Source organism: Chryseobacterium glaciei (genome assembly GCF_001648155.1).
GTDB lineage: Bacteria > Bacteroidota > Bacteroidia > Flavobacteriales > Weeksellaceae > Chryseobacterium > Chryseobacterium glaciei.
This window is the reverse complement of sequence record NZ_CP015199.1, coordinates 2207612-2230339: the sequence shown is the minus strand read 5'-3', so window position 1 is coordinate 2230339 and position 22728 is coordinate 2207612. Positions and strand designations below refer to the sequence as shown.

The following is a 22728-nucleotide window of genomic DNA, read 5'->3' as shown; positions in this document are numbered from 1 at the left end:
TTAATCTCCTTTTCTTCCTCCTCTTACCAAAAGAGCAACAATAATGATTAAAACAACTGCTCCAATAATAAGATAAGTAGGCTCAGCGTACCATTCTGTTGTAGTCGTCGTTTTGGTTTCATTTGTGCTTACAGCTGTTTTTGCAGAATTTTCCTGAGCAAAAGCAAAACAAGAAAAAGCAAATGTCAAAATAAGAGAAAGAAATCCGTTTAATTTGTTTTTGAAAATTGTAATTGTTTCCATGATAGTTTAAATTTTTAATTATATTCTAGTAATATCAAATAGAATACCATGAAATTTAAACGAATTAATTAAAAACATAAAAAGTACAGAATCAAGATCATAATAAAACTTCTTAGTTATCGCAATTTATTTTAATTTTACAAAAAATTTATACAATGTTTAAGTTAAAGCTTCTTACCGACCCAAGATGGGCTAATATTGCAGAAGGAAACCTCGGAGAGATTTTGACCGATCACGCTTGGTGCGAGCAGAAGGCTACAACAAACGCTATAAGTTTGATCAATATGCTTCCTGAACATCCGGAAATTATAACAGAACTTATTGCTATCGCTCAGGAAGAGCTTGACCATTTTAGTCAGGTTCACGAGATCATTAAGAAAAGAGGCTTTGTTTTCGGGAAGGCAAGAAAAGATGATTATGTCAATGAATTGGCTAAATTTGTCGTTCAAGGAACAAGAGAAGAATTAATTGTTGATAAATTACTTTTCGCTGCGATGATTGAAGCGAGAAGTTGTGAACGTTTTAAAGTGCTTACAGAAAACATTAAAGATGAAGAGCTTATAGTTTTTTACAGAGAATTAATGATCTCAGAAGCAAATCATTACACTACATTTATCGGTTTCGCAAGACAATTGGGAGATCCTGAAAAAGTAAACAAACGCTGGGAAGAATGGCTGGAATATGAAGCAAATATCATCAAATCATACGGAAACAAAGAAACAATACACGGTTAAAACAAATACAGTAAACAAACGTTGAAAAAATTAACTTTCGAAAATATTACTAATTTCTTTCTGAAAAATTTCTTTCAGGGATTGGTGATTATTGGCCCAATCGGACTTACCATCTTTGTCATTTGGTATGTTGTCACGTCTGTTGACAATATTATTCCGTCGGTTGCCAAAGAAATTCCGGGGTTGGTTTTTATTTCAACGATTTTAATTACTGCACTTCTAGGATTTTTAGGAAACAAATTCGTTGTCGGAAAATTCTTTTTCGATTTAGTGGATCGTTTGCTGGAAAAAACTCCCGGAGTAAAACATATTTACACACCAACCAAAGATGTAATGTCTTCATTTGTAGGAGATAAGAAAAAATTCAACGATCCTGTTTGGGTAAAAACCAATGCAAACCCAGAGATCTGGAGAATCGGATTTTTAACACAAAAAGAAATGGAAGATGTAGACAAGCACAATTATGTTGCTGTTTATCTTCCTCATTCTTACGCTATTTCGGGTTGGGTAATTGTAACTGAAGAAAAAAACATCAAACCTGTAGTGGGAATGACCGCAGCTTCGGCAATGAAATTTGCTGTAAGTGGTGGTGTAGCAGGCTTCCATTCAGACGATAATATTTTTAAGGCACCGGAATAATTCTTTTATTCCATTTAAAAATACTTGATGAATTTGAATTTATTTCAAACAAAATTTTCGTTACAAACAATCTAATATAAAATATCATGAATTTACCGTACGCGGAACCTTTCCGCATTAAGATGATTGAAGAAATCCGTCAATCAACAAGAGAAGAGAGAGAGCAATGGCTAAAAGACGCTAACTATAATTTATTTAATCTAAAATCTTCACAGGTTTATATTGATCTTTTAACAGATTCAGGAACCGGAGCAATGTCTGACAGACAATGGGGAGCGTTAATGACAGGAGACGAAAGCTATGCCGGATCTCGTTCATTCGAACAATTACACCAAACTGTACAGGATATCACAGGTTTCAAATATCTTTTACCAACGCACCAAGGAAGAGCTGCTGAGAATGTTTTATTTTCAGTTTTAGTAAAAGATGGTGATGTAGTTCCAGGAAACTCTCACTTTGACACGACAAAAGGTCACATCGAGCTAAGAAAAGCACATGCAATCGACTGTACGATTGATGAAGCTTTTGATATTAATAATTTACATCCATTCAAAGGAAATATCAATCTTGAAAAACTGGAAGAAGTTTATAAAAGCCATCCAAAAGAAAAAATCCCTTTCTGTTTAATTACTATTACATGTAACTCTTCAGGAGGACAACCTGTTTCTCTTGAAAATATGAAAGCAGTAAGAGAACTTTCCAATAAATATGGAATTCCTGTTTTCTTCGACTCAGCAAGATTCGCAGAAAATGCTTATTTCATCAAAAAAAGAGAGAAAGGACAAGAAAACAGATCAATCAAAGACATCTGTAAAGACGTTTTCTCTTACGGAGACGGAATGACGATGAGTTCTAAAAAAGACGGACTGGTAAATATCGGAGGATTCATTGCTTTAAATAACGAAGAAGTTTTCAGAAAAGCATCTAGCTTTACCATTATCTACGAAGGTTTCATTACTTACGGTGGTATGGCAGGAAGAGATATGGCAGCTTTGGCTGTTGGTCTTAATGAAGCAACAGAATTTGCTTATTTGGAAGGCAGAATTTCTCAGGTTGAATATCTTGGTCACAAATTAATTGAATACGGAATTCCTGTTCAGAAACCAATCGGTGGACACGCAGTTTTTATTGATTCATTAAATTTCTTACCTAATGTTGACCGTTCAGAATTCCCTGCACAAACTTTAGGACTTGAGATTTACAAAGAAGCCGGAATCAGAACTGTAGAAATCGGAACTTTATTGGCAGACAGAGATCCTGAAACAAGAGAAAACCGTTATCCTAAGTTGGAATTGGTTCGTTTAGCGATTCCTAGAAGAACATACACAAACAATCACATGGATTATATTGCAGCTGCAATTAAAAACGTTTACGAAAGACGTGATGACATTGCAAAAGGTTACAAAATAACATGGGAACCAGAACTTCTGAGACACTTCACAGTGCAATTAGAAGAAGCATAGAAAATTAAAACCGAGATTAGTTCTCGGTTTTTTATTTCTCATCTTTTAAAGCACTCTTCTCAAAAATACACACTTATTACATTTTACATCTTATTTATCAGATATTTAGAATATTTTTAATTTACTACGTAAAATTAATGAACGTATTTAATTTACATTTGTATTTACTTTAATTTTAAGTAAAAATTACTCAAACACTAACTTGAAAATCCCATATTCCGAAAATGAACAAAATTGCTATCATTGGCGCCGGAATTTCCGGTCTGAGCATGGCGAATTACTTAGAAAAACACAAAATTGATTATCACGTTTACGAAAGAAGAAAAAAAGATGATTCCACAGGACACGGTTTTTTATTGCCACAAGAAGGTATTGAACAACTGTCTCTTATCGTCAACAAAGAGAAACTCTTCAAACACGGTAATTTTTTAAAAAAGTATATTCAGTATTCGCACAAAGGAGAAAAAATTGCAGAAAAAACATTAAATAATGTTTTCGTAATAGCAAGAAGCACATTAATTGAAATCTTATCCCAAAATATTCCTCAAGAAAAAATCACCTATGAAAAAACAATTACTTTTTCTTACAACAAAAAATTAAAAGAAACCGACGGCTCGTCTATTGATTCTGACATTATTATCGTTTCTGACGGTTCTAAAAGCAGGATCAGAAGGCAAGTATTCACCAGCGAAGTCATGAAAACCGTTCGTGAAAATGAAATCGTAAATATCATTGAAAATAAAAATATTGCTGACCGTATTGAAAATAATTTCATGAAATTTCACCATGAAGACGGCGGTTTAACCTTTGGAATTCTTAAACTTTCTGCGGATAAAATTCTATGGTACTCACAATTCGATCCTGTTAAGTATCAATTTGAAGATGAGTGTTCTGTAGACCGTCTAAAAAAATATATGTTTGATATTTTTGATGATTGGAATCCTTTGGTTTCATCAATTATAAAAGAATCCAGCTATGAAAATGTACATTTATGGCGGGTTTATGAATTGGAAAAACTTAACCCATTTTACAAAGATAACGTTGTATTTATAGGCGATGCGGCACATCCACTAATTCCTTTTACAAGTCAGGGAGTAACCTCAGCATTAAAAGATTCTTTTGTTTTAACTAAATTTTTAATTGAAGAAAAAGATCCGCAACAGGCATTCAGAAAATACGAACAGGAAAGAAAAGCGGAAATCGATATCCACATCAAAAACGGAAGAATGTTATTAGAACAATTCTTACTTCCACTTCATCAGCAAACAGAAAATATTTTACCAATCTCTTATAAATAAAGAAATGTTTACCAACAAAGACATCAATTTTGAAGCATTAAAAAGAAAAGCCTACAACGGAAGATGGGCAACCTTAGAAGAAGGAATAATCCCTTTAACAGCCGCAGATCCCGATTTTAGAATAGCACCTGAAATTGAAGAAGGCATTATTGAATATATAAAAGACGGATATTTAAGTTACGGCCCATTCTCCGGACTTCCGGAATTTAACAAAAGTGTTTCAGAACATTTTAACACAGAAAAAAACGGATTTTTTTTGCCTGAAAACATTCTCGCGGTTAATAGCGCAGCTCAGGGAATGTTTTTAATCGCGAAATATGTTTTAAACCCCGGTGATGAAGCCATCATTTTAGATCCCGTAGATTTTCTATTCAAAAAATCGGTAGAAGCCGTTGGCGGAGTAATACAACTATGCCCTATAGATTCTAAAACCGGAGATATAGATTTTGAGAAATTAGTTTCATTAATCAATTCAAAAACGAAATTGATCAGCATTTGCAATCCTCATAATCCGTTGGGAAAAATTTATTCTAAAGAAGTTTTAATAAAAATTTCCGAGATCGCATCGGCTCACAATCTTTGGGTAATGAGCGATGAAATATGGAGTGATATTATTTATGACAATAAAGAGTTTTGCACCTATTCATCGGTTTCGGAAGAGGCAAAAAAGAAAAGTTTTACCGTATATGGCTTTTCAAAATCATTTGGAATTGCAGGCTTGAGAATTGGAGCCATTTTATGTAATGATCTGGAAATACTGGAAGATTTTACGGAAAAATCAAATTTCAATTCTACCATTGAAGGCGTTTCCACATTGTCACAAATTGCTGCAACTGTTGCTTTGGAAAAAGCAAAACCATGGTTCAAAGAATTTCTAAATCATTTACAGAACAACAGAAATTTAGCTTATAAAATTTTAAGCAATTCAGGGATTTTAACTCCTAATTTACCCGAAGCAACCTTTGTCTTATTTCCTAGAATCGACAATGGATTTACAAGTGAAAATTTTGCTCAACATGCTTTACAACAAGGAAAAGTTGCCATCGTTCCCGGTTCGGAAAGATGGTTCGGAAAAGGAGCAGAAGGTCATGTAAGAATATGTTTTTCAACCTCAACAGAAATATTAGAAGAAGGATTAAATAGAATCATAACCAGTTTTTAAAATTAAAAATAATCATCTAATAACAGTTTACGATTTAACTTTTCCTAATACTCACCAAAAACACAAGTTCATTAATAAATTTTCAAACAATAGTGATATTTTTTATTGGTTTAAAAACAAAATTCAATACATTTGGAATAATTACCAATTAAAGAAACTCATTATATATGAAAGCAAGATACGTGAGCGCTTTTTTTCTTGGCGCAACATCCTTTTTTTACGCACAGGAAATTAATGATACCATTTCTAAAGAAGCTAAAATAGAGGAAGTTGCGATTACAGGAAGTAGAAATAAAAAAAGAACCGTAACCAATACACCCGTTCCGATTGATGTGATAGATATTAAACAGGTCAGCCAATCCACGGGACAGGTAGAAGTCAACCAACTTTTACAGTTTGCCGCGCCCTCTTTTAATTCTAATAAACAATCCGGATCAGATGGAGCTGATGCTGTAGACCCTGCAACTTTGAGAGGTCTGGGACCAGATCAAACCTTACTTTTATTAAACGGGAAAAGATACCATCAATCATCATTGATCAATCTTTTTGGGACAAAAGGAAGAGGAAATACGGGTTCGGATATGAACACCATTCCGATTGGAGCGATAAAAAGAGTGGAAGTTCTTCGTGACGGCGCATCCGCACAATATGGCTCTGATGCCATTGCAGGCGTTATAAATGTTATTCTGAACGACCGCGACAAAGGTTTTGAAGGAAATGCTTTCTACGGAATGAATATGTTTAAAAGTCCGGGAAGTAAAGATGTAGTTTCTGACCATAAAATAGACGGAATTACGTTTGATTTTAATGGAAATTTAGGAACAAAAATAGGCTCAAAAGGCGGTTTTGGAAATTTTACTGTAGAATTTATCAATAAAGAACATTCTATCAGAAATGCCAATCCGGAATTTTATGAATCTCCAAGACAGCGTTTTGGCGATGCAAAATCTCAAAATATTTATTTCTTTGGAAACATAGAAGTTCCTTTGTCTGATAATCTGAAATTCTATTCCCGTCAAGGATTTTCACACAGAGAAACAAATGCTTACGCATGGACGAGAACGGCAGATGCAGACGGAAATATTCCGGAAGTTTATCCGAATGGTTTTAATCCAATTCAAAATACAAGCATTACAGATTTTACGTTTGACAATGGTTTAAAATTTAAAGTTGCCGAGTGGGATGTAGATTTTTACAACGCTTTTGGCAGCAACAGATTCACTTATCAGATTGACAATACAATTAATGCGACTTTAGGAGTAAATTCTCCCACAAGCTTCAACGCAGGTGGGCATTCACTTTTACAAAATACGACAGGTTTTAATGCTACCAAGCAGTTTGATGTTTTAGAAGGTTTAAATATTGCTTTCGGATCTGAATTCAGGTATGAAAAATTTAATATCATTAAAGGTGAAGAAGCTTCATATGCGATGTATGACATCAATGGAAATCTTGTAACTGCAAACACTGACCCCAGTTTATTAGTAACTGTTCCAGGTTCAAATGGCGAAAGTTATCGACCGGGCGGCTCACAAGGATTTCCGGGATATTCTCAGGAAGTGAATAAAAGTCGAAACAATTTTGCCGCATATGTAGACACCGAATTGGATATTACAAAAAAATGGATGATCAGTATTGCCGGAAGATTTGAGAATTACAATGACTTCGGAAGTACCTTCAATGGAAAATTTGCAACAAGGTACGCGATAATCCCCCAACTTGCTTTCAGAGCTTCTGCTTCTACAGGCTTTAGGGCTCCATCTTTAGCACAGAAATATTACAGTCTGCAGTTTACTAATTTTCAGGGAGGAGAATTGGTTGCGATTCAGCTTGCTTCCAATGACAGTAACTTGGCAAAAGTATCCGGAATTCCTCAATTAAAACAGGAGACTTCACTTAACGGAAGCGCGGGATTTACTTTTAACACAGGAAAATTCACAGCCACAATTGATGGATATTACATTAAAGTAAAAGACAGAATTGTTTTGACAGGAAATTTTGCAAAAACAGACCTTCCATTAGAAGCTCAAAATGAGTATCCTTTTATCGATCAGGCTCAGTTCTTTTCCAACGCTATTGATACCCAAACGAAAGGCGTAGATGTAATTTTAAGCTATAATGAAAATATTGGCAGCGGAAAACTAACCGCCACTTTAGCCGGAAATTATAATGAAATGGAAATTACAAAAATCCACACCTCTCAACAGCTAGCAGGAAAAGAGGATATTTATATGAGCGCAAGAGAAAAAGCATTTATTCTGGCTTCTGCTCCGAAAACAAAGATTAATTTAAATTTAAACTATAAAATAAAAGGCTTTAATGCCAATCTTCAATTGGTGAGATTTGATAAAGTCAACTTAGTTGGTTACAACGGCGAAGATGATATTCAGACTTATAACCCTAAGGTAACCACAGATTTATCTTTCGGATATGATTTTAGTAAAAATGTAAGCTTAACAATTGGAAGTAAGAATGTATTCAACCGATACCCTACTTTGCAAAAAACCGCTGTCTCTGATGGAAATACCGAATCAGGCGGAATTTTCGATCCTGTACAAATGGGATTTGCAGGAAGACAGGCTTTTGCTAGATTTAATTTCAGATTTTAATATATATTTTAAACAATAATGCTTCTGAAATTCAGAAGCATTATGTTTTTATTTTTTAGATATTTTATAGAGTTTTCCGCTGTCTGTCACAGCATAAAGACTTCCATCCGAACCATCCAAAACATCTCGGAATCTTTCATTCTGATCAGCCAAAAGACGCTCCTCTCCTACTACTTTATTATCTTTCATTACAATTCTGTTGATGTGTTCACCACTCAGACAGCCAATGATTAAATTTCCTTTCCATTCATCAATATTTCCGGTGTAGAACGTAACTCCGCTTGGTGAGATCACAGGATCCCAGTAATAAACAGGTTGCTCGGTTCCTTGTTTTTGTGTTGTTCCATTATTTATTTTCGAACCTGAATATTCAATTCCATACGTCACATCTCCTCAACCGTAATTTTTTCCGGGTTTTATCAAATTAATCTCATCGCCACCTCGGGGTCCCATTTCTACATCCCAAAGGTTTCCGTTGGGATCAATCGCTAATCCTTGTGGATTTCTTATTCCGTAAGCATAGATTTCAGGTTTAAACCCAGCTTTCCCGATGAAAGGATTTCCCGGAGCAGGTTTTCCATCCTTTGTTATTTTTAAAATCTTACCTAAATAATTGTCTGTTTTCTGAGCATACACTCTTGTCTGCTTATCAGATCTTTCTCCTGTACTCACAAACAAATTACCGTCTTTATCAAATGCTAATCTGCTTCCATAATGCTTATCTCCGTCATAAGAAGGTTCAGCACGGAAAATAACTTTTACTTCCGATATATTTTTTAAATCTGATGAAAGCTTTCCTTTTGCTACTGAAGTTAAATTTCCCTCACCAAAAGGTTCTGAAAAACTAAAATAGATGATATTATTGGTTTTAAAATCAGGATCGAGAGCAACATCAAGCATTCCGCCCTGCCCTTTTGAATCTACTTTTGGAAATCCCTCGATTTTAGAAATCTGTTTTCCGTCCGTTGAAACAACATTCATATAGCCTCTTTTATCGGTAATTAAAAATTTTCCATCCGGCAAATTGATAATTCCCCAAGGTTTTCCGAGGTCTTTATTTAATATTTCTACATTGTATGCGGTTGACGTTTTTACAGCTTTAATTCTTGTCTGTCCCGCAAATGCAGGTTTATAATCAGAATTTGGTTTTTCAGTTTCTACACTTCCGTCCTTACTTGCCTGTTGAGCATTAGCATTATTCTTCTTACACGAAGAAAGTATTAAAAACAAACTCAAAGCCGGTACATAATATTGATTGAATTTCATAGTATTGTGATTAGTGGTTATAAAAGAAATGGAAAAATAGTGCCATAAAAATCTTTCAGTCAACAAAAAAGCACTAATAATTTAGTGCTTTTCTTCGTTTTCAATGTTATTTTTTAATGATCTTATGTTTAAGTGACATTCCGTCATCAAATATAATATTTAGAATATACATTCCTGATTGATATTCGCTGATATCGGCTTCATTTCCTTTGAAAACCCTTAGCAATCTTCCGTCTGAAGAATAAACCTCGGTTGCTTTTATCTTTTTAGTACTGGAAATTTTCACAACATCAACTACAGGATTAGGGTAAATTTTAACGTCTGTGATTTTCACATCACTTGTACTTAAAACATTTTGCTTTTCTCCCTGAAAATAAACAGAAAGCGGAAAATCTCCCTGCTGTCCTACAAATTGTGCAGAAGGAACACTAATTTGAAAAGTATAACTTCCCGCCTGCACATTCCCAAGCGGAATTTTTCTGATCGGAACAGCGTCACCCGGGCACCAATTATTCCATGAAGTCCACCAAGAGGTAGATTGGGCTGAGGAACCGTAAATTCCATTTCCTTGTGTGTTGTATTGGCGATATGGCTCGCAAGACTTTCCACCAGGCGTGTAATTATAAATAGGCTGATCGTTAAGAGATATAAAATGCTGTCTTCTAATATATTCTTCCCCTCCGCTATTTGCCCCGTGATTGGATGTTATTAAATAAAAATTAGCATTATTTACAGGAGCATTTAATACAAAACTCAACATTCTGATTGTTTGTCCCGGAACATCTGTTGCGCTGTAATTATTAAGACTTTTCGCAGCAGTTATAGGAAGAAGAAAATTATTGGTAGCCGGAATTGAAGAATCAGTCGTCGTTGTAAAACTTAATGAACCTTTAAAAGTATCAATACGTCCAGCACAACCAGAAACCTGCGTTTGTGCGGCGTAAGGAACTCCTAAAACTACAAATTCTATCCAGAAATCATATTGCGACCTTAGAACAGGATCTTTAAGAATAGCCGCCACATTATCCATCTGAAACGCATAAGGAACCGAAGTCGGACTAACATTTTTATTCATAAAAGGAGTAATAAACCTCCCTAATTCTAATTTTGTAACCGAATTAGTGTCATAATCTGCTGAACCTTTCGTTACTAAAGCAAGATAAACATTGGCCAGACGGTCGTAATTATCACACAACGCGCCAATTGTAATATTCATGGTAAGCTTGTTTCCAAACGAATCTAGTTGAGACTCCGTAAGCATTTTGGTATACGAACTATTGTTTTGTCGAATCGCATCTGCAGGCAAAGGCTGATTAACCGTAGCAGCATACATGTCATAAAAGACAGCATCTTCATACACAGAGATCACAGTTGGCGGAGGATCGGGAGTGAAGTATTTTTCAGCATGTAAAATATTACAAAGGCTAATTAACACTAAATAGAGTAATTTTAATTTCATATTAATATTCAAATTAGATTTAAAGCAAATATAATTCAAATATAACAACAAAACACAATCAATAAATCAATAAATATAATTTTACGTTCAATTAAACATAAAATATTGCATTTATCTTAATTAAATAAAAACATCTCATTTCATATATTAAATGATAATACTAAAAACAAAGATGAAATCCTCTAAATATTTGTAAATCAATTAAAAATCATAATCTTTGAAATTCGTACCACTTTTATTGAGACTAATAATATCTTTCGTATTTTTGTATATACACTAAATTTTCAATGAATTTTAATCTTCAATCAGAATATAAACCAACCGGCGACCAACCTGTAGCTATTGAAAAACTTACCGAAGGAATAGAAATCGGTGAGAAATATCAGACTTTATTGGGTGTTACCGGTTCCGGAAAAACATTTACCGTTGCCAATGTTGTTCAAAACGTGCAAAAGCCAACGATCGTTATGGCCCACAATAAAACGTTGGCCGCACAGCTTTTCATGGAATTTAAAGAATTCTTTCCAGATAACGCTGTAGAATATTTTGTGAGTTACTACGACTACTATCAACCCGAAGCTTATATTGCTACATCCGGAACTTATATCGAAAAAGACCTGAGCATCAATGAAGAAGTTGAAAAATTACGACTTTCAGCTATTGCTAGTTTACTTTCCGGAAGGCGAGATATTTTGATTGTAGCATCTGTGTCTTGTATTTATGGTGTAGGGAATCCCGCGGAGTTTCATAAGTCCTTAATTTCCCTTGCAATTGGAGAAAAAACAACAAGAACATCACTTTTACATTCTTTAGTTAATGCTCTATACTCAAGAACATTAGCAGACTTTCAACGAGGTACATTCAGAGTGAAAGGAGATGTTATCGATATCTTTCCTGCGTACGCAGATAACGCAGTCAGAATTCAGTTTTTTGGGGATGAAATTGAAAAAATTCAGAGCTTTGATCCCGTTTCAGGAAATGTGACGGCTAGCTTTGATCAAATTCAAATTTATCCTGCCAACCTTTTCGTAACATCAAAAGAAACTTTGAATGGAGCCATTAAATCTATTCAGGACGACATGGTAAAACAGGTTGATTTCTTTAGTGAAATAGGAAAACCTTTAGAAGCCAAAAGATTACAGGAAAGAACGGAACTCGATCTTGAAATGATTAAAGAATTAGGCTATTGTTCTGGTATTGAGAACTATTCTCGTTATTTAGACGGCAGACTTCCGGGATCAAGACCTTTCTGTTTATTGGATTATTTCCCTAAAGATTATTTAATGGTAATTGATGAAAGTCATGTTACCGTTCCACAGGTTCATGCGATGTATGGAGGTGACAGAAGCCGAAAAGAAGCTTTGGTAGAATACGGATTCCGACTTCCTGCAGCAATGGATAACAGACCTTTGAAGTTTGAAGAATATGAATCGATTCAAAATCAAGTTATTTATGTTTCTGCAACTCCGGCTGATTATGAATTAGAAAAATCGGGAGGAACGTATATTGAACAAATTATTCGTCCAACAGGACTTTTAGATCCTGTTATTGAGGTTAGACCAAGCCAAAATCAGATCGATGATTTGATGGAGGAAATCCAGAAAAGAGCCGATCTTGATGAAAGGGTTTTGGTAACTACTTTAACTAAAAAAATGGCCGAGGAATTGACTAAATACTTCACAAAATTTGGAATACGAACAAGATATATTCACTCAGATGTTGAAACGTTGGAACGTATTCAGATTATGCATGATTTGCGCGTCGGGTTATTCGATGTTTTAATTGGAGTTAACTTATTAAGAGAAGGCTTGGATTTGCCTGAAGTTTCTCTCGTTGCAATTTTAGATGCCGATAAAGAAGGAATGCTAAGAAGCAGAAGATCAATGATTCAGACGGTTGGTCGTGCAGCAAGAAACCTTAACGGAAAAGCCATTTTATATGCCGATAAAATGACAAAATCGATGCAGGCAACGATAGATGAAACGAGTTATCGTCGTGAAAAACAAATACAATACAACACAGATCACAACAAGGTTCCAACAGCATTAAATAAGAAAATATCTGAGAATCTAGTCGGCCGAAGCAAAGACTTCCCCGATGAAAAATATACTCAAAAGCAGATCTTACAAAAAGTTGCTGAAGTTAAAGCAACCTACGCGAGCGAAGACGTTGAAAAAATGATCGTTCAAAAGCAAAAAGAAATGGAAGCTGCGGCTAAAAATCTTGATTTCATTAAAGCGGCTAAGCTGAGAGATGAAATTGCTGCATTAAAGGATTAATTTGATTTGAATATAAAATAGTTTCGGCGGCACCAAAGGTGCCGCCGAAACTTTATCCTAAAATTTATAAGTCTTATTTTTTAGCTTATCATAATTCACTGTTCCTCCTCGAAGTGGCGTCAGCAAATCCATCAAGCCATTTATTTTTATTTCGTAAATCGTTGAAAGCTGCATTCCCAGTTTTCCTGGTGGCATTCCTTTACTGTGAAACCATTCAAGATAACTTACTGGAAGATCTGCAAGAATTACCCCTTTATGTTTCCCGAAAGGCATCTTCATTACACAAATCTCTTTTAATATTTCCGGGTTTATTCCTTCTACCATTTTATTTTAAACTATTAGATCAACTTTATTTTCCAGCTCATCATCTTTATCGGACAATTGTAGTTCCGGAGGAGTATCTTCATCAGAAAACTCATTTCTATATACCTGAATCAAAAGAAGCGTAAGAGAAATTAGAATCGGACCGAAGATCAATCCCATAAATCCAAACAGATTCATTCCCATGATAATTCCGAAAACGGTATTTAGCGGGTGAATATCCTCTAATTTTTTAAGAAGAGTAAAACGTAATAAGTTATCCGTTAAACCTACTATTACCAAGCAATATGCTGCCAAACCAAGACCGTGCCCCGTATCTCCTTCTGCAATCATAAAAATACAGATCGGAATATAGACAATCGCCGCTCCAACAATCGGAATCATAGAACCAACTGCCGTCAATGCAAAAAGCAAAATCGGACTTGGAGCCCCAAAAATAAAATAACCTATCAAAGCAACCAAACCTTGTCCGAGAGCTACAACAGGAATTCCAATTGCGTTTGCCATGATGAGCTTTCTCATCTTTTCGCCTATCAAAGACACATTAGCTCTTTTCAAAGGTGCTGAAGCAGCAAGAATACGTTCGAAAAAACGAGGTGCGCTCAACATAAAATAAAGAATAAAATACATGGACATGATAACGGTAAGTGTATTAAACGTTCCGCTAACAGCTTTCGTCGACACTTGACCGGCGGAGCTTTTCAGCTTAGCCATATTTTCTTTACTGAGAATATCGAAACCTGTTTTTGAAAAAATATAAGTATGAATTTTTTCCAGAAACACATTAAACTTAGTCATATAAGCCTGTGCATTTCCTAATTTTTCAATTAAAAGATCACCAATAAAATAGATTGGCAAAATAAGGATAATCAAACTCGCAAGCATCAGTATTAATGATGAGAGCCAAGGTTTCCATTTTTTTTCTTCCTGCAGATAGAAATTATATCTTCTGCAAAGAACATATAGGGTAATTGCCCCCAAAACCGAAGGTATAAAAAGAGCAAGGTTAAAACAGATCAATCCCGCCAACACCAATATGATAGCAAGTAACGAAACCTGCTTTATGACCACACTGCTTATTTGTTTATCTTTATTCAAATTGTTATTTTTTATCTAAAAGTTGTCTAGGTTTTCCTAGAAAAGCACAATATGCTGAATACATTACGACCATAATGAATGGCGCTGTTACGATAACTCCAATTCCACAAAGAACAATCCCTGCAACAGATATTAAAAGACCTAGAAGCGTTGTTCCTAAAAATATTCCATAATTCTCTTTCGCAATATTGAAAGATTTACCTAAAGCTTCCGTAGCAGATGCGTTTTCAAAAAGCAAAATAGGATATCCCAATAGCAATAAAGGATAAACTAAAAAGAAAGGAATAACACAAAGAAATAAAGCAATGCTAGATATTATACCAGAAATAAGACTGTAGATCAAAATATTAACAAAATTCTGGCGATAGCCAATGAAAAGGTCTGAAAACTCAATACTACTTTTTGTGTTAAATTTATTCACAATATAGATCAATCCTACGTACAAAGGAGCCAATAAAACTCCAAAAAGACTTGAGAATGTGATGTACATTGGAAATCCTGGCGCGTTCCAGTAACTAAAATTTGAATAATCTCCCGAATCTCTCATCTCTTCCATTATAGAAGCAGAATTAAATCCGGTTAACGCTTGAATGATAGCTCCTCCGATAATATAAATGATCATTGCCACTATCGCATAAAGAAAAACGCCTTTATACATTTCGAAAGCGTGAGAAATAATTGATCCTGTTTCTCTGCTTGGAACAGATCCCTGCTGATCAAATTCATTAAATTCTGACATGGTGTTTAATTTTTTAATGTTATTCTCAAATTTAACTTTTTTTGCCAGATAAAGTATTAATTACAGATGAATTTAACTTTTTTCAGCAAAAACGGTCTTATAAAGAGCATAAATCATCGCATTCCAAAACGGAAATGTGAATAATCCTCCAACCAAAAACAGACCAAAGCCTAAATATTTAAAGAACGTTGCCACAATAACGCAGACAAATATTTCTAAAAAATACATTTTCAAGGCTTTAAAATTTAATGAAATCGCTTCAAAAATTCTTTTATCCGTAAAAAACATCAGCGGAGCAACGAAAATTGTGATGACAACCCAAGCCACAGCAAGAATTATAGTTTGAACCGTAAAAAGATAAATGAAGAACCAGAAAACAAAATATCCTATATATTTAAAGAAATTAAGTCCATTATAGCCAGCAAACAAATCTCCGATTACAATTTTCTCGTTTAAATCAATTTTCCTGTAAATCTGAAAAAATCCAAGGTTTAAAGGATAAAGGAAAACAATCGTTGCAAAAAAAGCATAACTGAAATAACGCGAATTATCTGTAGCAGACAACTCGGCGATCTTTTGCATATAAGCATCTGTACTTATTTTAAAAGCTTCTATCAAAGCCTGATTTTGCTCCAACATTCCATATTTGGCAGCAAAAAAAGTGATTGATGTGAAAAATATAGCAAAGTATATGATGGAGAACATTAATTGAAAAATCAATGTTTTATTCCAGTAAAAAAAAGCCTGTTTTAGTATAAAGTCAATTCCCGGTTTCTGAGGATATTTGTTCTGCATTAAAAATATTTTGTGCAAAAGTAAACATCAATAAGTACTTTTGTCGAATGTTTTCAGTGAATCATCAAAAATTTATGGAAATGGACGAACTTTCTCTCCAGAAGGTTCCCTATTTTTTTGTTATCGACTTCCTTTTGGATAATGTTGAAATTTATAAAGAAAATGAGATTGAAAAATCAGGTTTATTAGTTGATTTTCAATTGTTTTCAACCTCAAAACCAACACACGAATTAGATAAAAAAATTGAATGGAAATCTTATCCTGAAACTTTAGAAAGTTTTAAATCAGGATTTGATAAAGTTCAGAAAAATATTCGTTTAGGAAATTCTTATCTGGTAAATTATACTAGAAAAACCAAAATTGAGACGAATTTAACACTCGAAGAAATTTTCTATCATTCAAATGCAAAATACAAGGTTTTTTATAAAGATTTTTTTGTATTTTTTTCTCCTGAAACTTTTGTGAAGATCATTGACGGAAAAATTCTCACTTATCCCATGAAAGGTACTATTGATGCGGCTTTAGAAAACGCAGCAGAAATCCTTAAGAACGATAAAAAAGAAAAAGCCGAGCATTACACCGTTGTAGATTTGCTTCGAAATGACCTTAGCATGGTTGCAGACGATGTAAAAGTTGATAAATTTCAGCACATTGATTTCATCAAAACTCAGCAAAAAGATTTGTATGCCATGAGTTCAGAGATTTCAGGGAATTTAAAGCCTGAATTTGATGGAAAAGTAGGAAGTATTATGAAAAAACTGCTTCCAGCAGGATCTATTTTAGGAGCTCCAAAGCCAAAAACCTTGGAAATAACCCTCGAAGCAGAAGGATATGACAGAGGTTATTACACTGGAGTCTGCGGTTGGTTTGATGGTGAAAATCTCGACAGCTGCATAATGATCCGTTTTATTGAAAAAGAAAATGGTACATTGTATTTCAAGAGCGGTGGCGGAATAACGCACATGAGTAAATTAGAAGACGAGTATCAGGAAATGAAAAATAAAATCTATGTCCCAATTCATTGAAAGTATTAAAGTAGAAGATCAGGAAATTTTCTTGTTAGATCTTCACCAAAAGCGTGTTAATCAAACCTTTGCCCATTTCGGGAAAGAAGGCTCAATTGATTTGGCTAAAATTTTTAAACATCTGGAACATGATGAAGACGGAATGTACAAACTAAGAATTTCTTATGATTTGGACAAAAAGATCCGTACTCAAATGATTCCTTATGCAATTCCTGAAATACAAGATTTTCAATTAGTTGAAAATAATAGTTTCGATTATTCTTTCAAATTTGAAGACCGAAAAGAGTTAGAAAAAATGAAAATGAAATCCAAAGCTGAGGAAATTATTATTGTAAAAAATAATCATATCACAGATACTTCATTTTCTAATCTTTTATTTCAAAAAGGTAAAGATTGGTTCACTCCGACAACGTATCTTTTGAATGGCGTTCAAAGACAAAATCTTTTAAAGCAGAAGAAAATTAAGGAAACCGAGATCACTTTACAAAACATAAAGCAATTCTCACATTTTCAATTGATTAATGCGATGAATGATTTTGATGATATGTTCATTTACCCAATAGACCGAATTATCAATCTACCGGGTAATGAAGAATATTTGGATCTTTAATTCTCTTTCATGAAATTGAAATAAGCCTTTAAAACATCAGCACTATTTTTACCGTGAGTATTCACTTCCAGTATTTTAGGCTGTGCCTCCGGCTTGAAGAAATTATCTAAAACACGGTCAAGCGTCGGCTCATCTTCCACTCTTGTGTAAGAAAACCCGAAATGCTTGGCAAGATGTTCAGCGTTTTTCTTGTGTTTTGTAGCGATAAATTCGTCTAAAGTATTCGGGTTGGCATTTCCAGGTCCCGGAATAATTTTAAAGATATTTCCTTCACCATTATTGAAGATCATAATTCTTACAAAAGGCGGAATATATTGATTCCAAAGCCCGTTGATATCATAAAAGAAACTCAAATCTCCCGTAATCAATAAGGTTGGATTAGCATTTTTAATGGCAAACCCCATTGCTGTAGATGTAGAACCGTCGATTCCGCTTGTTCCTCTGTTGCAATAGATTTTTCTCTTTCCAAAGTCAAAAAGCTGAGCATATCTGATCGCCGAACTGTTGCTGACATGAATATTATAGTTTTCAGGAACAGTCTGGGAAGCTTTATTAAAGAAATAAAAATCAGAGAATTCCACCATATTTAGAAATTTAAGGTGTTTTGCATCCTTTTTATCTCTTAAAACATCCCAAAGATTAAAATATGGTTTTGGTTCTAGACTAATGAATTTCAATAATTTAGAAAAGAACAATTCAGGTTTCATTTCTATTTTCTCCGTTAAAGAAAAATAAGTATCCGGCTGCCAAACTTCATCCAAATGCCAATGCTGTTTTGGTCGGGCACTTCTTAAAAACTGTTTTACTTTTTTAGAAACAACATTCTGCCCGATCGTTATTAACAGATCCGGAGCATATGTTTTATAATCTTCTTCCGTGAAGTTGTAAATATATCGATCAATATGTTTGAAGAATTTCTCGTGATGCAAATTAGAATTCACCTCACTTAAAACCACAACAGAATGATTTTTAACCAATTGAGAAAGTTGATTTTCCAATTCTGGGCTATAATCTCTTGTTCCAACCAAAAGAAGAATCCTTTGTGAAGTATTCCAGTCTGCAACTAAGTTGGAAGGAATTTCGTATTCTTTATGCTTAATTGTTTTCTCAACCGTAGGAAAAGTCGGAAGCTCAGAAACCAATTCATACAAAGGTTCTTCCAAAGGAATATTAATATGAACTGGGCCTTGTTTTTCAAAACAAAGCTCGATCGCTTTTTTAATAATGTCAAAATTAATTTCTTCCGCGTTTTCCTTACTGTCTTCTAAAAGTTCGAAATCGCCATAAGAATGCTGATGAAAAATATTATTCTGTCTGATTGTCTGTCCATCAAAAATATCTACATAATCTGTTGGTCTATCCGCACTTAAAATTAAAAGAGGAACATTCTGATAAAATGCTTCTGTAACTGCAGGGTAATAATTAGCTACCGCAGAACCACTTGTACAGGTAATTGCAACAGGTCTCTTCTCGCTTTTCGCCATTCCGATTCCTACAAAAGCCGCACTTCTTTCATCCACAATACTGAAACAATTGAAGCCATCCACTTCCGAAAAATGAATCGCTAACGGAGCATTTCTGGACCCCGGTGAAATAACAATATCTAAAATTCCGTACTGCTGAAGAAGATGCGCAAGTATTTGGATACTTCTCTTAGAAGAATATTTTTTCATAAGTACAAATTTAACTTATAAATCCTTAATTCTAAAAAAATTTAATTCAAAAAAGATGTAATTTTGCACCACGTTAAATTTCTAAAAATGGATAAAATACCTAGTGTAGACCTGCGTGATTTCCTTTCGGGTGACCCGGAACGCAAACAGAAATTTGTAAATGAAATCGGAAAAGCTTACGAAGAAATTGGTTTTGTTGCCTTAAAAGGGCACTTTCTTAATGACCAATTAGTAGAAGATCTGTACGGCGAAGTGAAAAACTTTTTTGAACTTCCCACAGAAACAAAACAACAGTATGAAATTCCAGGAATCGGTGGCCAGAGAGGCTATGTCGGATTCGGTAAAGAAACTGCAAAAGGTTTCAAAAAAGGAGACTTGAAAGAATTTTGGCATTTCGGACAATATGTGTCTGATGATTCAAAATACAAGAAAGAATATCCTGATAATGTGATCGTTGACGAACTTCCAAAATTCAATGAAGTTGGTAAAGAAACCTACCAAATGCTTGAAAAAACAGGAAAATCTGTTTTGCAGGCGCTGGCATTGTATCTTGATCTTGATGAGTTTTATTTTGACGACAAAATCGCAGAAGGAAACTCTATTTTGAGACCAATTCACTATCCGCCAATCACTCAGGAACCTGATGATGCGGTAAGAGCAGCTGCTCATGGAGACATCAACCTGATTACTCTTTTGATGGGATCTCAAGGAAAAGGACTTCAAGTTCAAAACCACAACGGTGATTGGATCGACGCGATTGCAGAACCGGACGAATTGGTAATCAACGTTGGAGATATGTTGTCGAGACACACCAACAATAAGTTGAAATCTACGATTCACAGAGTGGTAAACCCGCCAAGAGAATTGTGGGGAACTTCAAGATATTCAATTCCTTTCTTTATGCATCCCGTAAGCGGAATGTCATTAAATGCTCTTGAAAACTGTGTTGACGAAGACCATCCAAAGTTATATGAAGATACAACAGCAGGAGACTTTTTACATGAAAGATTAATTGAATTAGGTTTAATAAAAAAATAACTACCACACTGTATTTAGTTAATGATTTTTTAATTATCTTTACTTTACTATCAAATTTTTAATTAAAACAATATGAAAAATTTAAAAAAACTAAGTAAAGGCCAATTAAAAAGTATTGCTGGAGCAGGAGGAATTAAACTTCCGGAACCCGAATTTTGTATGTATTACTGCAATGGAGTTGTAATTTGTGCAACTTGCAGCGATAAATTTACATGTCCGGATGATTCAATCTAATTGAAATTCTAAAACATTTATAAGAAAACCGTTCCTTTTGGAGCGGTTTTTTGTTTTGATTATCTAAACACTAATAGCACAAATATTTTCCACAAATAAACACAACAATCTGTGAAAATCCGTGTAATCTGTGGGATAAAAAAATCAATCAAACAATCTTAATTGCTGATCTTTCGCTCCTGTGAAATTCGCGGTTGTCAATTTTGGAAATTCTTTGCCATCAAAGAACTTCTTTCTTCCTATTTTAAAGGTATTATGAATCATTTCAGCAATATTTCCATCGCCTCTTTGTCGGTCAAAATATCTTTTTTCACCTAATTTCCCGCCTCGCATGGAACGAATTAGATTTAAAACTTTCTGTGCTCTATCAGGAAACTGAGTTTCAATCCATTTAATAAAAACAGGTTCAACCGTATCATTTAATCTCACCAAAGTATATCCAAAACTTTGAGCACCAGCTTCTGAAATTGATTTTAAAATATTCAAAGGTTCATCACTATTCAATCCAGGAATTATGGGCGCAACCATCACATGCACAGGAATTTTATTTTCAGATAGAACTTCTATTGCTTTCAATTTATTCTTGGAAGAACTAGTTCTCGGCTCCATTTTTCTTCTAAGATCTTCATTAATTGTCGGAATACTTAAAGAAACAGAAACCAAATTTTGTTCAGCAAGCGGTTTTAAAATATCTAAATCTCTCAAAACCATTGCGTTTTTTGTCAGAACATTGACAGGATGTCTGTAATCAAGACAAACTTGCAGTAGCTTTCTCGTGATCTCAAATTGTCGTTCGGCGGGCTGATAGCAATCCGTATTTCCTGAAAGCAAAATTGGTGCTGGTTGATACCCTCTTTTTTGGAAAAATTTCTCTAATAATTCTGGGGCATTTTTTTTGACCATGATCTTTCTTTCAAAATCAATTCCGGCACTGTATCCCCAATATTCATGAGTAGGTCTGGCGAAACAATAGGAACATCCGTGTTCACAGCCTTGATAAGGATTCATCGAATATTCCATCGGTAAATCTTCGCTTTTCACCTGATTTACAATCGTTTTCGGGAAAATTTCCGTGAAAGTTGTTTTTACAGATTCAAAATCTTCATCATCAGGCTCATAGGTATATCGGTCGAAACGATTGACAACATTTCGCTGAGCGCCTTGACCTTTTATGATATTTTCGTTCTGCATTTCTGATGTAAATGTAAAATGGAATGGCTTAAAAATAATTAGTTTTAACACTAAAGTTTTCCACAAAAAAAACCAACACTTAAAAAAGTGTTGGATATCAAAAAACATAATTTATATATTTTTACTACTTCAATGCGTAAAATTCTACTCCGTGATACTCGTCCTCATGATCTTTAGCATCAAAGTGTCTGTGATAGTCTGAGTAAGAATCACTGTATTTTTTATTTTTTTTATCTAATACTTTTTTTATGCCTATAAAACTTAATACTGCCAAAAGCCCAACACCTCCTGCTAGTAAAACTCCGACTTCTTTTTTCATATTTTGTCCGATTTATTACTGACGATATTGCAAAAAGTGTACCTATTTTATTTTTTTCAATTATAAATTTTGTTAACATTCAACTTCTTTTTTAACCAAAATATAATTCTTCAGTATTCCTTTTTTCGTAAATTAATGGTTTAATTATTGTATTAATAAAGAAAAATAATATTATGGATAGCGCAGACAATATGGATCAAATGACGACTTTAAGCCAAGTGATGACAAGGCTCTCTGAGAGAGGAATACACAGGGAATTCAGGATGAATGACAGTTGTGAAATGAAGCTTGATAATTCTGAACAAAACTATCAGCCTGCCGATTTGACCATCTTAAAAACATACCGTTTTGAGGGTGACAGCAATCCTGACGACAATGCCGTTTTATATGTCCTAAAAGACGCTGCCGGAAACCGAGGAATGATCATAGATTCTTACGGCGCAGACAGCAATTATCCCGGAGAAAAGTTTGATGAATTTTTGAGAGATATTCCGGTTCAGGAAAGTGAAGAATTTAATTTTTAAATATATATT

General features: G+C 34.3%; 21 protein-coding genes and 1 pseudogene. 12 read left to right on the top strand and 10 right to left on the bottom strand.

From position 1 onward, the window contains the following. Entirely contained in the window at window positions 1–243 is a 243-nt protein-coding gene (locus A0O34_RS09975) for a hypothetical protein (protein WP_066754236.1), read from the bottom strand. Between the two features lie 155 nt (window positions 244–398). Between A0O34_RS09975 and A0O34_RS09970 the strand changes: the two genes are divergently transcribed. The 6 genes from A0O34_RS09970 to A0O34_RS09945 all read left to right on the top strand — a co-directional run bounded on the left by A0O34_RS09970 (window position 399) and on the right by A0O34_RS09945 (window position 8148). Next, a complete protein-coding gene (locus tag A0O34_RS09970; RefSeq protein WP_066754234.1) occupies window positions 399–977 on the top strand; it encodes a MiaE family protein in 579 nt (192 codons plus the stop codon). 21 nt (window positions 978–998) lie between these two features. Then, window positions 999–1616, top strand: coding sequence for a DUF502 domain-containing protein (locus A0O34_RS09965; protein ID WP_066754232.1), 618 nt, complete (start codon window positions 999–1001; stop codon window positions 1614–1616). Window positions 1617–1702: 86 nt separating this feature from the next. Continuing rightward, entirely contained in the window at window positions 1703–3079 is a 1377-nt protein-coding gene (locus A0O34_RS09960; RefSeq protein ID WP_066754230.1) for a tryptophanase, read from the top strand. A gap of 224 nt (window positions 3080–3303) precedes the next feature. Beyond that, entirely contained in the window at window positions 3304–4377 is a 1074-nt protein-coding gene (locus A0O34_RS09955; protein ID WP_066754228.1) for an FAD-dependent monooxygenase, read from the top strand. Window positions 4378–4381: 4 nt separating this feature from the next. Beyond that, window positions 4382–5539, top strand: a complete 1158-nt coding sequence (locus tag A0O34_RS09950) for a pyridoxal phosphate-dependent aminotransferase (RefSeq protein ID WP_066754226.1) — start codon at window positions 4382–4384, stop codon at window positions 5537–5539. A 167-nt stretch (window positions 5540–5706) separates the two neighbouring features. Continuing rightward, window positions 5707–8148, top strand: a complete 2442-nt coding sequence (locus A0O34_RS09945) for a TonB-dependent receptor plug domain-containing protein (RefSeq protein ID WP_066754224.1) — start codon at window positions 5707–5709, stop codon at window positions 8146–8148. A 48-nt stretch (window positions 8149–8196) separates the two neighbouring features. On the opposite strand, the pseudogene A0O34_RS09940 reads toward A0O34_RS09945, so the two are convergent. Together A0O34_RS09940 and A0O34_RS09935 are read right to left on the bottom strand one after the other, a co-directional pair. Continuing rightward, window positions 8197–9414 (bottom strand): annotated as a pseudogene (locus A0O34_RS09940) (PQQ-dependent sugar dehydrogenase). Between the two features lie 106 nt (window positions 9415–9520). Further along, window positions 9521–10873, bottom strand: coding sequence for a peptide-N-glycosidase F-related protein (locus tag A0O34_RS09935; RefSeq protein ID WP_066754222.1), 1353 nt, complete (start codon window positions 10871–10873; stop codon window positions 9521–9523). A 287-nt stretch (window positions 10874–11160) separates the two neighbouring features. On the opposite strand from A0O34_RS09935, the gene uvrB reads away from it, so the two are divergent. After that, window positions 11161–13152, top strand: coding sequence for an excinuclease ABC subunit UvrB (uvrB, locus tag A0O34_RS09930; protein WP_066754221.1), 1992 nt, complete (start codon window positions 11161–11163; stop codon window positions 13150–13152). A 57-nt stretch (window positions 13153–13209) separates the two neighbouring features. Here uvrB and A0O34_RS09925 read toward each other — a convergent pair whose 3' ends face one another. The 4 genes from A0O34_RS09925 to A0O34_RS09910 all read right to left on the bottom strand — a co-directional run bounded on the left by A0O34_RS09925 (window position 13210) and on the right by A0O34_RS09910 (window position 16105). Next, window positions 13210–13464 (bottom strand): DUF3820 family protein, encoded by a 255-nt coding sequence (locus A0O34_RS09925; protein WP_054512893.1) that lies wholly within the window; start codon window positions 13462–13464, stop codon window positions 13210–13212. Window positions 13465–13482: 18 nt separating this feature from the next. Then, window positions 13483–14571 carry an AI-2E family transporter gene (locus tag A0O34_RS09920; RefSeq protein WP_157885993.1) on the bottom strand — a complete coding sequence of 363 codons (1089 nt, stop codon included), beginning with the start codon at window positions 14569–14571 and terminating at the stop codon, window positions 13483–13485. Window positions 14572–14575: 4 nt separating this feature from the next. Further along, window positions 14576–15310 (bottom strand): beta-carotene 15,15'-monooxygenase, encoded by a 735-nt coding sequence (locus A0O34_RS09915; protein ID WP_066754219.1) that lies wholly within the window; start codon window positions 15308–15310, stop codon window positions 14576–14578. 72 nt (window positions 15311–15382) lie between these two features. Beyond that, complete coding sequence (locus A0O34_RS09910) at window positions 15383–16105, bottom strand: hypothetical protein (protein ID WP_066754218.1); 723 nt, start codon at window positions 16103–16105, stop codon at window positions 15383–15385. A gap of 47 nt (window positions 16106–16152) precedes the next feature. On the opposite strand from A0O34_RS09910, the gene A0O34_RS09905 reads away from it, so the two are divergent. Both A0O34_RS09905 and A0O34_RS09900 read left to right on the top strand, forming a co-directional pair. Beyond that, on the top strand, window positions 16153–17130 hold the full coding sequence (locus A0O34_RS09905) for an aminodeoxychorismate synthase component I (protein WP_066754217.1): 978 nt from the start codon (window positions 16153–16155) through the stop codon (window positions 17128–17130). Then, window positions 17114–17740 (top strand): aminotransferase class IV, encoded by a 627-nt coding sequence (locus A0O34_RS09900; protein ID WP_066754215.1) that lies wholly within the window; start codon window positions 17114–17116, stop codon window positions 17738–17740. The genes A0O34_RS09905 and A0O34_RS09900 overlap by 17 nt, the downstream gene beginning before the upstream one ends. Here A0O34_RS09900 and menD read toward each other — a convergent pair. After that, on the bottom strand, window positions 17737–19413 hold the full coding sequence (gene menD, locus A0O34_RS09895; protein ID WP_066754213.1) for a 2-succinyl-5-enolpyruvyl-6-hydroxy-3-cyclohexene-1-carboxylic-acid synthase: 1677 nt from the start codon (window positions 19411–19413) through the stop codon (window positions 17737–17739). The genes A0O34_RS09900 and menD overlap by 4 nt on opposite strands. Before the next feature lie 87 nt (window positions 19414–19500). On the opposite strand from menD, the gene A0O34_RS09890 reads away from it, so the two are divergent. Further along, window positions 19501–20451, top strand: coding sequence for an isopenicillin N synthase family dioxygenase (locus tag A0O34_RS09890; RefSeq protein ID WP_066754211.1), 951 nt, complete (start codon window positions 19501–19503; stop codon window positions 20449–20451). Window positions 20452–20523: 72 nt separating this feature from the next. Further along, complete coding sequence (locus tag A0O34_RS22510) at window positions 20524–20685, top strand: bacteriocin-like protein (RefSeq protein WP_169816837.1); 162 nt, start codon at window positions 20524–20526, stop codon at window positions 20683–20685. 144 nt (window positions 20686–20829) lie between these two features. Here the strand turns inward: A0O34_RS22510 and A0O34_RS09885 are convergent, their stop codons facing one another. After that, window positions 20830–21876 (bottom strand): PA0069 family radical SAM protein, encoded by a 1047-nt coding sequence (locus A0O34_RS09885; protein WP_066754209.1) that lies wholly within the window; start codon window positions 21874–21876, stop codon window positions 20830–20832. Window positions 21877–22000: 124 nt separating this feature from the next. Continuing rightward, window positions 22001–22195, bottom strand: coding sequence for a hypothetical protein (locus A0O34_RS09880; RefSeq protein ID WP_066754207.1), 195 nt, complete (start codon window positions 22193–22195; stop codon window positions 22001–22003). Window positions 22196–22368: 173 nt separating this feature from the next. On the opposite strand from A0O34_RS09880, the gene A0O34_RS09875 reads away from it, so the two are divergent. Further along, a complete protein-coding gene (locus A0O34_RS09875) occupies window positions 22369–22719 on the top strand; it encodes a hypothetical protein (RefSeq protein WP_066754205.1) in 351 nt (116 codons plus the stop codon). Window positions 22720–22728: the final 9 nt, after the last annotated feature.